The sequence below is a fragment of the Nonomuraea sp. NPDC050680 genome (genome assembly GCF_040654555.1).
Taxonomy (GTDB): Bacteria; Actinomycetota; Actinomycetes; order Streptosporangiales; family Streptosporangiaceae; genus Nonomuraea.
The window spans coordinates 86966-100129 of sequence record NZ_JBFAIF010000024.1 but is presented as its reverse complement, the minus strand read 5'-3'; the positions used below and the strand labels follow the sequence as shown (position 1 = coordinate 100129).

The 13164-nt window shown below is 70.7% G+C and carries 15 protein-coding genes; 10 read left to right on the top strand and 5 right to left on the bottom strand.

Annotated features, from left to right (window positions below; translation table 11 throughout):
* Positions 1 to 6: 6 nt before the first annotated feature.
* Positions 7 to 351: a hypothetical protein gene (locus AB0H88_RS44745; protein ID WP_357655039.1), complete on the bottom strand. Its 345-nt coding sequence runs from the start codon at positions 349 to 351 to the stop codon at positions 7 to 9.
* Between the two features lie 205 nt (positions 352 to 556).
* Between AB0H88_RS44745 and AB0H88_RS44740 the strand changes: the two genes are divergently transcribed.
* From AB0H88_RS44740 to AB0H88_RS44720, 5 genes are all read left to right on the top strand, one after another.
* A complete protein-coding gene (locus tag AB0H88_RS44740; protein ID WP_357655038.1) occupies positions 557 to 1438 on the top strand; it encodes a proline dehydrogenase family protein in 882 nt (293 codons plus the stop codon).
* Between the two features lie 68 nt (positions 1439 to 1506).
* Entirely contained in the window at positions 1507 to 2301 is a 795-nt protein-coding gene (proC, locus tag AB0H88_RS44735; protein WP_357655036.1) for a pyrroline-5-carboxylate reductase, read from the top strand.
* Positions 2302 to 2422: 121 nt separating this feature from the next.
* The gene (locus AB0H88_RS44730; RefSeq protein WP_357655034.1) at positions 2423 to 3790 is read left to right on the top strand and encodes an HlyD family efflux transporter periplasmic adaptor subunit; all 1368 of its coding nucleotides are present in this window, start codon (positions 2423 to 2425) and stop codon (positions 3788 to 3790) included.
* On the top strand, positions 3787 to 4524 hold the full coding sequence (locus tag AB0H88_RS44725) for an ABC transporter ATP-binding protein (RefSeq protein WP_357655033.1): 738 nt from the start codon (positions 3787 to 3789) through the stop codon (positions 4522 to 4524). The genes AB0H88_RS44730 and AB0H88_RS44725 overlap by 4 nt, the downstream gene beginning before the upstream one ends.
* Complete coding sequence (locus AB0H88_RS44720; RefSeq protein WP_357655031.1) at positions 4521 to 5705, top strand: ABC transporter permease; 1185 nt, start codon at positions 4521 to 4523, stop codon at positions 5703 to 5705. Before AB0H88_RS44725 ends, AB0H88_RS44720 begins: the two co-directional genes overlap by 4 nt.
* A gap of 15 nt (positions 5706 to 5720) precedes the next feature.
* Here AB0H88_RS44720 and AB0H88_RS44715 read toward each other — a convergent pair whose 3' ends face one another.
* The 4 genes from AB0H88_RS44715 to AB0H88_RS44700 all read right to left on the bottom strand — a co-directional run bounded on the left by AB0H88_RS44715 (position 5721) and on the right by AB0H88_RS44700 (position 9269).
* Positions 5721 to 6461 carry an ABC transporter permease subunit gene (locus AB0H88_RS44715; RefSeq protein ID WP_357655030.1) on the bottom strand — a complete coding sequence of 247 codons (741 nt, stop codon included), beginning with the start codon at positions 6459 to 6461 and terminating at the stop codon, positions 5721 to 5723.
* Complete coding sequence (locus AB0H88_RS44710; protein WP_357655029.1) at positions 6458 to 7348, bottom strand: ABC transporter ATP-binding protein; 891 nt, start codon at positions 7346 to 7348, stop codon at positions 6458 to 6460. Before AB0H88_RS44710 ends, AB0H88_RS44715 begins: the two co-directional genes overlap by 4 nt.
* 80 nt (positions 7349 to 7428) lie before the next feature.
* The gene (locus AB0H88_RS44705; protein ID WP_357655028.1) at positions 7429 to 8088 is read right to left on the bottom strand and encodes a response regulator transcription factor; all 660 of its coding nucleotides are present in this window, start codon (positions 8086 to 8088) and stop codon (positions 7429 to 7431) included.
* A complete protein-coding gene (locus AB0H88_RS44700) occupies positions 8085 to 9269 on the bottom strand; it encodes a histidine kinase (protein WP_357655027.1) in 1185 nt (394 codons plus the stop codon). The genes AB0H88_RS44705 and AB0H88_RS44700 overlap by 4 nt, the downstream gene beginning before the upstream one ends.
* Positions 9270 to 9396: 127 nt before the next feature.
* On the opposite strand from AB0H88_RS44700, the gene AB0H88_RS44695 reads away from it, so the two are divergent.
* The 5 genes from AB0H88_RS44695 to AB0H88_RS44675 all read left to right on the top strand — a co-directional run bounded on the left by AB0H88_RS44695 (position 9397) and on the right by AB0H88_RS44675 (position 13159).
* The gene (locus AB0H88_RS44695; protein ID WP_357655025.1) at positions 9397 to 10560 is read left to right on the top strand and encodes an acetoin utilization protein AcuC; all 1164 of its coding nucleotides are present in this window, start codon (positions 9397 to 9399) and stop codon (positions 10558 to 10560) included.
* Between the two features lie 8 nt (positions 10561 to 10568).
* Positions 10569 to 11351 carry a phosphatase gene (locus AB0H88_RS44690; RefSeq protein ID WP_357655023.1) on the top strand — a complete coding sequence of 261 codons (783 nt, stop codon included), beginning with the start codon at positions 10569 to 10571 and terminating at the stop codon, positions 11349 to 11351.
* A gap of 311 nt (positions 11352 to 11662) precedes the next feature.
* Positions 11663 to 11866 (top strand): helix-turn-helix domain-containing protein, encoded by a 204-nt coding sequence (locus AB0H88_RS44685; protein ID WP_026214222.1) that lies wholly within the window; start codon positions 11663 to 11665, stop codon positions 11864 to 11866.
* 176 nt (positions 11867 to 12042) lie between these two features.
* Positions 12043 to 12141 (top strand): AURKAIP1/COX24 domain-containing protein, encoded by a 99-nt coding sequence (locus AB0H88_RS44680; RefSeq protein ID WP_018654693.1) that lies wholly within the window; start codon positions 12043 to 12045, stop codon positions 12139 to 12141.
* Positions 12142 to 12163: 22 nt separating this feature from the next.
* A complete protein-coding gene (locus AB0H88_RS44675; RefSeq protein WP_357655021.1) occupies positions 12164 to 13159 on the top strand; it encodes an NAD-dependent epimerase/dehydratase family protein in 996 nt (331 codons plus the stop codon).
* The last annotated feature ends 5 nt before the right edge of the window (positions 13160 to 13164 follow it).

Sequence of the window (13164 nt, the reverse complement as noted above, 5' to 3'; positions counted from 1 at the left end):
GGAGGTTCAGGGCTTGGCGCCGTCCAGGATCTTGCGCTTGCCGAGCGGGGCCTTGAGCTTGACCGTCGTCGTCTTCTCCACCGCGATCATGATGCAGGCGACGTCCTTGGCCTTCGGGGCGGTGCCCTCGTACAGGGTGACCTTGACGCTCTTGCGCGTCTCCTTGACCTTCACCCGGTCGAGGACGGTGCACGGGGCCACGCCCGACCACCAGGTGAGTTTGAGCTCGCGGCCGTGGGACGTCGGTTGCGCCTTGGTCCAGCGGACCTTGTGCGTGTTGATGGTGTCGCCCGTGGGCTTGACCGGTTTCGGAGACTTCGTGGGAGTGGTCTCAGCGGGAACACTGGCCACGGGGTCAGTGGTGACCGGCGTCCGGGGGGCTGGGGCGGTGGCCTGCTTGGCAGGCGCCGGGGCCCCGCAACTCGTCGCAAGCACCAGACATCCGGCCAGAAGAGTCGCTGTCATTGTGCGCATACCTCTTGGACGAATGGGACGGCTCGCAGGTTCAGCTGCCGAATCCGGCGGGTATCGCGCCGGCGAAGTTAGGGTGGAATATGTGCTGCGTCAGGCCCTGCTAGCCGTATCCAGGAGCGACCTCGTCGAACGGGTCGTCACCACCTCGCCGCTGACCAGAGACGTGGTCAGGCGCTACGTCGCCGACGACGTCGGCCAGGTCGTCGCCCGGCTGACCCGCGACGGGCTGCTCGTCACCGTCGCCCGCCTGGGCGAGGACGTCACCGACCGGGCGCAGGCCGAGCACTCGGTCCGGGACTACCTCGCGCTGCTCGGCCGGCTGCCCCGGGACGCCGACGTGTCGGTCAAGCTGACCGCGCTGGGGCTGCGGCTGTCCGAGCAGCTCGCGCTCGACAACGCGGCCACCGTCTGCGAGGCCGCCGCGGCCAGGGGAGTGACGCTCACTCTCGACGCCGAGGAGCACGACACGATCGCCAGGCTCGAGTCCGTGCACGCGACGCTGCGCAAGGAGCATCCCGATGTGGGCATCGTGGTGCAGGCGTACCTGCCGGACGCCCGTGAGCGCTGCGAGAGGCTCGACGGCGCCAGGGTGCGGCTCTGCAAGGGCGCCTACAGCGCGCCCGGCGCCCTCACCTCCCGGGCCGAGATCGACCGGTCGTTCGTGCGCTGCCTCAAGGTGCTGATGGCGGGCACCGGCTACCCCATGGTCGCCACACACGATCCGCGGCTGGTGGAGATCGCCTCAGCGCTGGCCGTGCTCACCGGGCGGGACGCGACGGGCTTCGAGTATCAGATGCTGTACGGCGTGCGGCCCGCCGAGCAGGCCCGTCTGGCCGGGCTCGGCGCGCAGGTGCGCGTCTACGTGCCCTACGGCGCCGACTGGTACGCCTACCTCATGCGCCGCCTCGCCGAGCGCCCGCGCAACCTGGCCTTCTTCGCCCGGTCGCTGGTGAGCCGGCGCTAGCTCTGGTGAGACGGCACCAGCTTCGCCCGGTCGCCGGTCAGCCGGCACCGGCTCGGTAGGCTACCGGGGTGATTGCGATTCTGGGCACGGGCAAGATGGGCGAGGCCCTCCTGTCCGGCCTGCTGCGAGCGGGGTTCGATCCGAGCGACATCCTGGCGACGGTACGCCGCCCGGAGCGGGCGCAGGCGCTGCGCGAGGCCTATGGCGTGCGGACCGTGACCAACACCGAGGCCGCCAAGGCCGCGGAGACGATCATCCTGGCGGTCAAGCCGCAGGACATGGCGGCTCTGCTGGCCGAGATCGCCCCCTACGTCCCCGCCGACCGCCTGGTGATCACCGCCGCCGCGGGCATCACCAGCGCCTTCGTCGAGCAGCGTCTCGGCGTCGAGGTGCCGGTCGTCAGGGTGATGTCCAACACGCCGATCCGCTTCGACGAGGCGATGAGCGTGATCTCGGCGGGCGCCCACGCGCGCGAGGAGCACCTCAAGCACACCGAGGACCTGCTCAAGCCGGTCGGCAAGGTGCTGCGCATCCCCGAGTCGCAGCAGGACGCGGCCACCGCGCTGTCGGGCAGCGGGCCCGCCTACTTCTTCTACCTGGTCGAGGCCATGGTCGACGCGGGGATCCTGCTCGGCATGCCCAGGGCCGCCGCGCTCGACATGGTCACCCAGTCGATCGTCGGCGCCGCGGTGATGCTGCGCGACTCGGGCGAGCACCCGGTGATCCTTCGCGAGGCGGTCACCTCGCCCGGCGGCACCACGATCGCGGCGATCGCCGAGCTCGAACGCCACAGCGTCCGCGCCGCCTTCCTGGCCGCCATCGAGGCCGCCCGCGACCGGAGCCGCGAGCTGGCCTCGGGCTGAGCTTCGGGCTGAGCCGCGAGCCGGCCTCCGGCTAGGTCCGGGGTGAGTCCGGGGCTGGGGGTCCGGGCCGAGTTCGGGAGGCCCAAGTCACCCCGGGCACCCTGCTCCTACGATGGGTCGGGTGACGATCCGTCGCGGCATCCCCCCGCTGCTCGTCCTGCTCGCGCTGACCGGCTGCTCAGCCGAGGCACCGGCCGCCGTACAACTGGCCGACGTCAAGCGCGCCCCTGTCACCGAGGTCGTCGAGGCGCCCGCCACCATCGGCGCCCGCGCCACGGCCACCCTCCGCTCGCCCGCCCAGGGCACGATCGCCCACCTGTACGTACGCGAAGGCGACCACGTGCGCGAGGGCCAGATCGTGGCCAAGATCCGTTCGCCGCAGGCCCAGGACCAGCTCAAACAGGCCCGGCGGGCGTCGAAGTCGGCCGCGCCCGCGACCCCGAGCCTGGGCCGCCCGAACGTCCGGCTCGCCTCCTTCGACACCGGCGCGTTCGACCGCAAGGTGGCCGGGCACTTCGCCAGGGCGCGCAGGGAGGCGAAGAAGATCGACGACGCCCAGGCCCGCAGGCAGCTGCTCAGCGCCATCGGCCTGGCCGAGGCCCAGCAGAAGGCGCAGACCAGGGCCCTGAAGTCGATCACAGCGCAGCTCAACCGGTCGATCAACAGCGTGCTGGCCGGGGTCACCAGCGGGTTCGGCGGGCTGACGTCGTCCATGGCGTCGTTGCAGGAGGCCTCCAAGTCCCAGGCGAAGGCCGCGGTCAAGGCGGCGGAGCGCACGGTGGAGTCGCTCACCGTCAAGGCGCCGTTCGGCGGGGTGGTCACGCTCGGCAGGCCCTCGGGCGGCGGCGCCGCGAGCAGCCTGAACGGCCTGCTCAGCCAGCTGCCCACCGGCGGCCAGCAGTTGCCCGCAGACACCTCCGGCGGCTCGGCGAGCGGCGGCACGCCGGTGGCGACCGGTGTTCCCGTGTCGGCGGGCGACCCGATCATCACCGTCACGGACATTTCGGAGCTCACCCTCTCCGCCGACATCGACGAGACCGACGTGCTGCTGGTCAAGAAGGGCACCAAGGCCACGGTCGAGCTCGACGCGGTCCCCGGTGCGGCCTACACCGCGCGGGTGACGGGCGTCGGCGTGACCCCGATGCCCGGCACGACGGGCGGCGTCAGCTATCCGGTGCAGCTCACGCTCGGCGCCGGCCGGTTCGACGACGGCGCCGCGGCACCCACCCCGAAACCGGGTATGAGCGCGGTGACGCGGCTGACGGTCCGTGAGTCGCCCGCCGCCATCGCGGCCCCCGCCTCGGCGATCGTCTCCAGCGGGCGCGAGAGCGTGGTCTGGGTGGTCAGGAACGGTACGGCGGAGCGCCGCGTGGTCAAGCTCGGCGCCCAGGGAGAGGCGGTGGTCGAGGTGCTGAACGGACTCGCGGTCGGTGACCGGATCGTGGTCAAGGGCGCGGACTCGGTACGGCAAGGGCAGCGGCTGCCATGACCGCCGCCGCGCCGGACGCCGCCTTGGAAGCCGTGGACCTCACCAGGCGCTACCAGCTCGACGGCGTCGCCGTGGAGGCGTTGCGCGGTGTGTCGCTGAGCATCGGCCGCGGCGAGTTCGTGGCCATCATCGGGCCGTCCGGGTCCGGCAAGTCCACGCTGATGCACTTACTCGGCTGCCTCGACCGGCCCACTTCCGGGCGGCTCCGGGTGAACGGGGTGGAGATGTCCGAGCTGTCCGATACCCAGCTGGCCGAGCTGCGCAACAAGACCATCGGGTTCGTGTTCCAGTCGTTCCACCTGCTGGCCAGGACCACGGCGCTGGAGAACGTGGCGCTGCCGCTGGTCTACCGAGGGGTCGGCAAGGCCGAGCGCCGGGCCAGGGCGCGGGCCGCGCTGGAGGCGGTGGGTCTGGGGCATCGGATGGAGCACCGGCCCTCGCAGATGTCCGGCGGCGAGCAGCAGCGGGTGGCGATCGCCAGGGCGCTGGTGGGCGAGCCGAAGGTGCTGCTGGCCGACGAGCCGACGGGCAATCTCGACACTCGCAACGGCGCCGAGGTGATGGCCATACTGGACCGGCTCAACAGTGACAGCGGGGTGGCCGTGGTGCTGGTCACGCACGAGCCGGAGGTCGCGGGGCACGCCCGGCGGCAGATCCACGTACGCGATGGGCTGATCGAGCTGGACACCGCGGACCGTACCGGAACCGGGCACCCAGACGGCGGCGAGGAGTGAGAGCGCGCGAGGCGTTCGGCATGGCGCTGGAGGCGCTGCGGGTCAACCGGATGCGCAGCGTGCTGACCATGCTCGGGGTCGTCATCGGCGTGCTCGCCGTGGTGATCCTGGTGGCCGTCGGCACCGGCGCGAAGGACGCGGTGGAGAAGGAGATCTCCGGCCTCGGCACCAACATCATCCTGGTCGTCCCGGGCCGGCTCACCGTGGGCGCGGCGCCGACCCAGAGCAAGCTCAACCTGGCCGACGTCGCGTACGTGCGGCGCGTGGTCGGCGACCCGGCCAAGGTGACGGTGTCGCTGCAGTCGGGCGAGACCGTACGGGTCGGCGGGACCGAGGCGTTCGTCACCGTCGTCGGCACCGACCAGAACCTCACCAACATCTTCGACCGCCCCCTCGACAAGGGCCGCCACCTGAGCGGGACCGACGTCGACACCCGGCGCCGGGTCGCCGTGCTCGGCTCCGAGGTGGCCGACAAGCTGTTCGGCGACCTCGATCCGATCGGGCGGCAGCTGACGATCTCCGGGGCGCGGTTCCGGGTCGTCGGCGTCTACGCCAAGATCGGCCAGACCTTCGGGGTCTCGCGCGACCAGGAGGTGCACATCCCGGTGACGACGGCCCAGCGGCTGCTCGGCATCGCCAGGGTCAACGGGATCGCGGTCGGCGCGTCGGGGCCCGACGAGATCGAGCCGCTGCAGAGCCGGGTCGTGGCGGCGCTGACCGACAGGTACCCGGGGGAGAAGTTCTCGGCCGTCACGCAGACCCAGCTGCTCGGCACGATCGGCAGCGTGCTCGGCATGCTCACGGGCGTGCTGGCCGCGATCGCCGGCATCTCGCTGCTGGTGGGCGGCGTGGGCGTGTCCAACATCATGTTGGTCAGCGTCCGGGAGCGGACCCGCGAGATCGGGCTGCGCAAGGCGCTCGGGGCCAGGCAGCGCGACGTGCTGACCCAGTTCCTGATCGAGGCGGTGCTGCTGACGACGATCGGCGGCGTCATCGGGATCCTGCTCGGCGTCGGCGGCGCGCTCGCCATCCAGGCGCTCACGCCGGTGCCCGCCTCGGTCACCTGGTGGTCGGTCGCGCTGGCGTTCGGCGTCTCGGCGGCGGTGGGCGTGTTCTTCGGCGTCGCGCCCGCGCGGAGGGCCGGCCGGTTGGACCCGGTCATCGCCCTCCGCGCTGAATAGTGTGATCAGAGGTGATCACGCGTCGCGGCGCCGCATCAGCACGGCGCCCGCGATCATGGCGACCGCCACCCAGGCGAGGTAGACCGCGAACCCGCTCCACGGGCCCAGGGAGCCGCGGCTCTCGCCGGACACGACCAGCAAGCCGGCGTTCGTGGTGAAGTATTCGGCCACGGTCCTGCCCCACTCGCCCGGGAGCTGGACCGCGACCGTGGGCAGCACCATGATCAGTGAGATGGCCGACACGATCGCGCCCGGCGTGTGCCTGATCAGCGTGCCCAGCCCCAGCCCGAACAGCCCGCACGTGGTCAGGTAGAGACCGGACCCGAGCGAAGCCCGAACCGCTTCCCCCATCTCGATGGACGGCGGCTGGGAGATCGCCACGCCGACACCCAACGCGACGGCCGACGCGGCCAGGCAGACGACCAGCGACACCGCGACGAACACCACGATCTTGCCGGTCAGCAGGCGCATGCGCTGGGGCACGGCCATGAGCGAGGTGCGGATGCCCCCGGTGCGGTATTCGCTGGAGATCACCAGAACGCCCAGGGTGGCCATGGAGATCGAGGCCATCATCGCACCGGTCAGGCTCAACACGATCGCCTGCGAGCCCGGGACCGGCCCGTCGGCCATGTTCTTGGTCGTGACGCTGAGAAGGACGGAGAAGCCCAGCATCAGCACGGCGGTGATGGCCAGGGTCCACACCGTCGAGCGGACAGAGCGGATCTTGGTCCATTCGGACCGGAAAATGTCGATCACGATGAGTACTCCAGACTGTCCTTGGTGAGCTCCATGTAGGCCGCTTCGAGCGAGGGCTGGACGAGCGTCAGCTCCTCCAGCGGCAGGCCGGCCCGCGCGGTGATCGTGCCGATCTCCAGCGGCGTCACCCCGGTCACCCTCAGGTGGTCGGGGTGCAGGTCACCGACCTTGATCAGATCGGCCACCTCGGCCAGGCGGGGCGAGCGCACCCGTACGTACGACTGAGAGCTGCGCCCGATGAACTCCGACATGCTCGTGTCGGCGATCAACGCGCCCTTGCCGATCACCACCAGGTGGTCGGCCGTCTGCGCCATCTCGCTCATCAGGTGGCTGGAGACGAACACCGTGCGCCCCTCGGCGGCCAGCTTCCGCATGAACGTGCGGATCCACAGGATGCCGTCCGGGTCCAGCCCGTTGACGGGCTCGTCGAAGAGCAGGATCTCCGGATCGCCGAGCAGCGCGGCGGCGATGCCGAGCCGCTGCGCCATGCCGAGCGAGAACCCGCCGACCCGCCGCTTGGCCACCTTGGCCAGGCCGACCACCTCCAGCACCTCCTCCACCCTGCTCGCCGGGATGCCGTTGGTCTGCGCGATGGCCAGCAGGTGGTTGCGCGCGCTGCGCCCGCCGTGCACGGCCTTGGCGTCGAGCAGCGCGCCGACCTTGCGCAGCGGGTGCCGCAGCTCCCCGTACGGCCTGCCGTCCACGAGGACGGACCCGCCCGACGGGTGGTCCAGGCCGAGGATCATGCGCATGGTCGTCGACTTCCCGGCGCCGTTCGGTCCCAGGAACCCGGTCACCTGGCCGGGCTCGACGTCGAAGGACAGGTCCGCCACGGCCACGGTGCCGCCGTAGCGCTTGCTCAGGTTCGTTACCCGGATCGCGGTCATGACTCAAGCGTGGCCGTCCGGGAACGGGGTTTCTTCCTGCTGGAGGACCGTTCGCGGACGCGGCCTCTGGGACCCTGCTCCTACTCTCCAGGGGTGATCAGCGCCGCCTCGTAGGCCACGATCACCGCCTGAGCCCGGTCCCGGACGCCGATCTTGGCGAACAGGTTCGTCACGTGGTTCTTGACGGTCGAGGGGGAGACGTCCAGCTCCTCGGCGATCTCCGCGTTGGACCTGCCACGGGCGATCAGGACGAGCGTCTCGCGCTCACGCTCGGTCAGCCCGTCCAGCTTCGTGGGAGCCGCCCGGCGGCGCGGTCGCGCCGCCCGTACGAACGTGCCGATCAGGCGAGTCAGCAGGCGCGGCGCCACGGCGGACTCTCCCCGGTGCACCACGCGGACGCCCTCGACCAGCTCCTCTGGGGAGACGTCCTTGGGCAGGAACCCGGCGGCGCCCGCCCGCAGGGCCGCCACCACGTTCTCGTCCAGGTCGAACGTGCTCAGCGCGAGCACCCGCACACCGGGCGACTCCACGGTGATCCGCTCGGTCGCGCGTACCCCGTCGAGGCCCGGCATGTGCAAATCCATGAGCACCACGTCCGGGCGCAGCCGCCCGCACAGCGCGACCGCCTCCGCGCCGTCGGCCGCCTGGCCCACCACGCGCATGTCCGGCTGGGCGTCGAGCATGAGCTGGAAGCCCTTGCGCACCAGCGCGTGGTCGTCGGCCAGCAGTACGGTGATCATGTCGTCTCCAGGGGAATGCGGGCCTGCACCAGGAAGCCGCCCTCCAGGCGGGGGCCCGTACGCAGCAGGCCGCCGCACAGCGCCACACGCTCGGCCATCCCGTCCAGCCCGAACCCCGGGGGCGGGGCGGTCCGGCCGCTCGCCGCGGGCAGGCCGTCGTCGACGACCTCCACCTCGACCGCCTCGCTCTCGTACGCCAGGCGGACGCTGGCCCGCGCCCCCACGGTGTGCTTGCGGGTGTTGGTCAGCGCCTCCTGCACGATCCGGTAGACGGCGTGGTCGACGGCCGCCGGCAGCGTGACGGGCTCGCCGATCACGGTCAGGCTCGCGGGCAGCCCGGCGCTCGCGGCCTCCTGGACCAGCGCCGGCAGCCGGGCGGCGCCCACCCCGGTCGCGGCGTCGGCGCCCCCCTCGATCCGGACCAGCCCGTCCGTGGTGAGCACGCCGCCCACCCCGACCGGGTCATCGGCCCTGAGCACGTTGAGGAGCTGGCGCATCTCCGCCAGCGCCTGGCGCGCGGTCCGCTCCGCCCCGGCCAGGGCGTCATGGGCGACGTCCTCGCTCGGCGGCAGGGTGGCTCTGGCGCCGCCGACCAGCACGTTGATGACACTGATGTGGTGGGCCACGACGTCGTGCAGCTCTCTGGCGATGCGCCGCCGCTCGGCGCGGACCGCGCTCTCGGTGGCCTCTCGCTGGCCGCGCTCCCTGAGCTCGGCGCGCACCCTGACGAGCTGCCCGACGACTAGGGGGGCCAGCGGGTACAACCCGGCCATCCAAGAGCCGGGCATCGGCCTGATCAGGTGGTTGGCCAGGCCGTAGACCACGCCCCCGCCGGCGGCGGTGAGCGCGGCGGTCCTGCCCGGGGTGTAGCGACCCACGCTGTAGAAGGCGATCATCGAGGAGATGTTGGCCGCCGCCACGATGCCGGCGGCCATGCCGAAGACGTCACCGGCGGTCTCGATCGCGGCGACCGTGACGGGCCGGCTCCGCCGTAACAGCAGCGGCAACGTACTGAGGATGAAGAGGACGGCGCCCTCGCCGACGTCCGGGTAGCCCTGGCGCAGCACGGAGACCAGGCCGACGCTCGCGGCCCCGGCGAGCACGGTCACCAGCGTGATGTCGAAGACGCGCGGACGCTTGAAGAAGCGCCATGCGGCCGTGACGCGACGCATGAAGCGCATGATCCAACCCTATGCGGCACTTATTCAAAAACGACGATATTTCGCCGGAACAGCCCCCGTCACCGTATGGACGCCGCCAGTTGACGCTGCGGTAACGTCGCTCCAAGGGCGAGGGACGGGAGCGGGAATGAGTTCTACGGCACGGGCCATCTGGGACGATGCTCTCACTTCCTACGATTTCGGGCCGAGCCATCCGCTGGCGCCCGTCAGGGTGGAGCTGACGATGGCGCTGGCCCGTGAGCTCGGCGTGCTGGACAAGGTCGAGGTGGTCGGCTGCGTGCCCGCCACCGACGACGAACTGGCCATGGTGCACCGGCGCGACTACATCGAGGCCGTCAAGCGCGTCTCCGCCTCCGGTGGGGCCGACCTGTCCGTGGGGCTCGGCACGACCGACAATCCGGCCTTCAAGGGCGTACACGATGCCTCCGCGCTCATCGCGGGCGCGACGCTCGCGGCCGCCCGCGCGGTCTGGGAGGGCACGGCCGAGCACGCGGTCAACGTCGCCGGCGGTCTGCACCACGCGATGGCCGGTAACGCCAGCGGCTTCTGCGTCTACAACGATCCGGCGCTGGCCATCGCCTGGCTGCTCGCGCAGGGGGTCGGCCGCATCGCCTACGTGGACGTCGACGTGCATCACGGCGACGGTGTGCAGGCGCTGTTCTACGACGACCCCCGGGTGCTGACGATCAGCCTGCACGAGAGCCCGCGCACGCTGTTCCCCGGCACCGGGTACCCAGGAGAGACGGGCGCGGAGGGCACGGCGGTCAACGTGGCGCTGCCCGCGGGCTGCGGAGACGAGGGCTGGCTGCGGGCCTTCGACGCGGTCGTGCCCCCGCTGCTGCGCGAGTTCCGGCCGGAGATCCTGGTGACCCAGCACGGCTGCGACAGTCACGCGCTCGACCCGCTCGCCAACCTGATGCTCAGCCTCGACGGGCAGCGCACCGCCTACGCCGCCCTGCACCGGCTGGCGCACGAGACTGCCGGTGGCCGGTGGCTCGCGACGGGCGGGGGCGGCTACGAGCTGGTCCAGGTGGTGCCGCGGGCCTGGACGCACCTGATCGCCGAGCTGTCCGGGCATCCGCTCGACCCGGCCACCCAGACACCCCCGGCCTGGCGGGCGTTCGTACGGGAACGGACGGGCGAGACGGCCCCGCTGACCATGACCGACGGCCGAAATCCGGAATTTCGTGACCTATCTGGTGGTTATGACCCAGCAGACCCCATCGACCGTGCGGTCATGGCGACCCGACAGGCGGTCTTCCCCCTGCACGGCCTCGACCCGATGCCTTAGGGAGAGCTGTGCTCAGCCGCGACCAACTCCGCGAACACCTGGTCCGCACCCGGATCGCCGGTGAGGTCGCGACTCCGCGCGAGAACAATCTCGACCACTACAGCTCGGTGGCCAACCGCGATCCCTATTACCTGCTGGGACTGACCCTCGAACAGCCGTGGTCGTTCCGGGACGTCCTCGCGCAGATGGCCAAGTCGGCGGGCGTGCAGGCCGACGCGGGACACCGCTGGGGCCAGGACACCATCGACCCCGACCTGACGATCGACGCGCTCGACGCCATGGCCGAGCGGATCGCCGGTGTGCTGTCGCGGGACAAGCCGCGCCTGCTGTTCGCCACCGGGCACCCTACGGGCCTGCTCGCCGTCCACCTGGCGCTCGCCCGGTTCGCCGTGGAGCGCGGGGCGACGCTGCTGACGCCGGCCGAGGGCTGGACCTACTCCGGGTCGGGATTCGGACGCGCACGTAAGATCCGCTACCTCCAGGACATCGCCATGCTCGATGACAAGGGCGGGTTCGTGCACACCCACGACTCCGCCCCGATGGAGCGGATGCTGACCGTGCTGGGCGAGGTCACGCCGGACCTCGTCATCGCCGACCACGGCTGGGCGGGAGCGGCCGGAGAGGCGGGTGTGCCGACGGTGGCGTTCGCCGACAGCAACGACCCCGGCCTCTTCCTCGGCGAGGCCGAGGGCAAGATCGACGTGGTCGTACCCCTGGATGACAACGTGCTACCGCGCTACTACGAGCCGCTGATCGCCCATCTGGTCACAGGAGCCTCACAGGCCCTTTGAGTTCAATTCGGTCATCCTCATACCGTCTTTTCGCGCCTGCATTCCGAGAGGCTCGCAGTCCCTTTGCCAACTTTTGAGGGGGCCTGGGCGACTCTTATGTGTGACAAGTTGGACAGTTCCAACGGCCAGGCGAGGTGCTCAAGCCGGTGTTAACCAGCGACTTTGCTGGTTTGGCTGACAGGTAGCTCCGTCAGCTGAGAAAATAGGGGGTTTGCGCTGTCGGAGTCCCGACTTACGCTGACGGCAGTACACGTGCGTGAGCAGTGGCACCAGTGGGGATAACCCGTAAACACGTGCGGAAGAGGCGTCCGATGGGTGCAGGCGAAAGACCTCTCAGTGAGGTGAAGTTCCTGACGGTGGCGGAAGTGGCCACGGTCATGCGGGTGTCCAAGATGACGGTGTACCGCCTGGTGCACTCTGGCGAGCTGCCGGCCATCCGAGTCGGCCGGTCGTTCAGGGTGCCCGAGCAGGCGGTCCACGACTATCTGCGGGAGGCCTACATCGAGGCAGGGTAGATCTTGAGGTAGCGGCGTATGCCACACGCCGTGAATGCCGTCGTGGGAGATGCCCGGCCGCCGCCGAGCGGCCGGGCTCACCCCCAGGGGGCGATCCACAGCCGATCGCCGGTAGTCTGTGATCCGGTGTGCGCTCGCGCATCGGTTCAGATCTGCTATCAGTACCTGGGGGTCCCGTGGGCTCTGTGATCAAGAAGCGCCGCAAGCGGATGGCCAAGAAGAAGCACCGCAAGCTGCTCAAGAAGACGCGCATCCAGCGGCGCAACAAGAAGTAACAGACGCAGCTGCGAGGCGCTGATGACCCACACCGTGCTCGTCACCGGGGTCTCGCGCCACGTGGGCGCTCGGATGGCGAGCGTGCTCGCCGCCGACCCGGACATCAGTCGCGTCATCGGAGTGGACACCGTGCCGCCCCCCTCGCTGACGCGAGATGGCGGCATCTCCCTCGGCCGGACGGAGTTCGTCCGGGTCGATCTGCGCAGCCCCGACATCGCCCAGGTGATCGCGGCTGCCGACATCGACACCGTTGTGCACATGAGCCTGGTCAGCGCTCCGTCGCGGAGCGCGGGCAGGGCCGTGATGAAGGAGCACAACGTCATCGGCACCATGCAGTTGCTCGGTGCCTGCCAGCGGTCGGCGACCGTGCGGCGCGTGGTGGTCCGCTCGACCACCGCCGTCTACGGTTCGTCGCCACGGGATCCGGCGGTGTTCACAGAAGAGCTGGAGCCGCACGACAGCCCGAGCCACGGCTACGCCAAGGACGCGGTCGAGGTGGAGGGCTACGTGCGCGGTTTCGCGCGCCGTCGGCCCGACATGACGGTCTCGCTGCTGCGTTTCGCCAACTTCATGGGTCCTGGCGTCGACTCGCCGCTCACCCGTTACTTCACCCAGCCGGTGCTGCCGACCGTGTTCGGCTTCGACCCGCGGCTGCAGTTCGTCCATGAGGACGACGCGGTCGAGGTGCTGCGGCGGATGGCGACCGAAGACCACCCCGGCACGTACAACGTGGCCGGGGCAGGCGTGTTGCTGCTGTCGCAGTGCGCGCGCCGGGCGGGGCGGCCGTCGCTGCCGCTGTTCGCGCCCGCCTTCCGCATGCTGGGCGACGCCGCGCGCCGCATCGGACTGGTCGACTACTCGCCCGAGCAGGTCCGGCTGATGAGCTACGGCCGGGCGGTCGACTGCTCCAGGCTGGAGACCGAGCTGGGCTGGAAGCCCAAGTTCACCACCGGAGCGGCTTTCGACGACTTTCTGCTCTCGCGGGGGCTGCACCCGCTCGGAGGTGTGCGGCATTGAGCGTT

Coding starts and splice junctions, on each gene's coding strand:
- AB0H88_RS44725 (WP_357655033.1), top strand. CDS start 3,787: ATGACCGCCGCCGCGCCGGACGCCGCCTTGGAAGCCGTGGACCTCACC.
- AB0H88_RS44710 (WP_357655029.1), bottom strand. CDS start 7,348: ATGACCGCGATCCGGGTAACGAACCTGAGCAAGCGCTACGGCGGCACC.
- AB0H88_RS44705 (WP_357655028.1), bottom strand. CDS start 8,088: ATGATCACCGTACTGCTGGCCGACGACCACGCGCTGGTGCGCAAGGGC.
- AB0H88_RS44700 (WP_357655027.1), bottom strand. CDS start 9,269: ATGCGCTTCATGCGTCGCGTCACGGCCGCATGGCGCTTCTTCAAGCGT.
- AB0H88_RS44695 (WP_357655025.1), top strand. CDS start 9,397: ATGAGTTCTACGGCACGGGCCATCTGGGACGATGCTCTCACTTCCTAC.
- AB0H88_RS44685 (WP_026214222.1), top strand. CDS start 11,663: ATGGGTGCAGGCGAAAGACCTCTCAGTGAGGTGAAGTTCCTGACGGTG.
- AB0H88_RS44675 (WP_357655021.1), top strand. CDS start 12,164: ATGACCCACACCGTGCTCGTCACCGGGGTCTCGCGCCACGTGGGCGCT.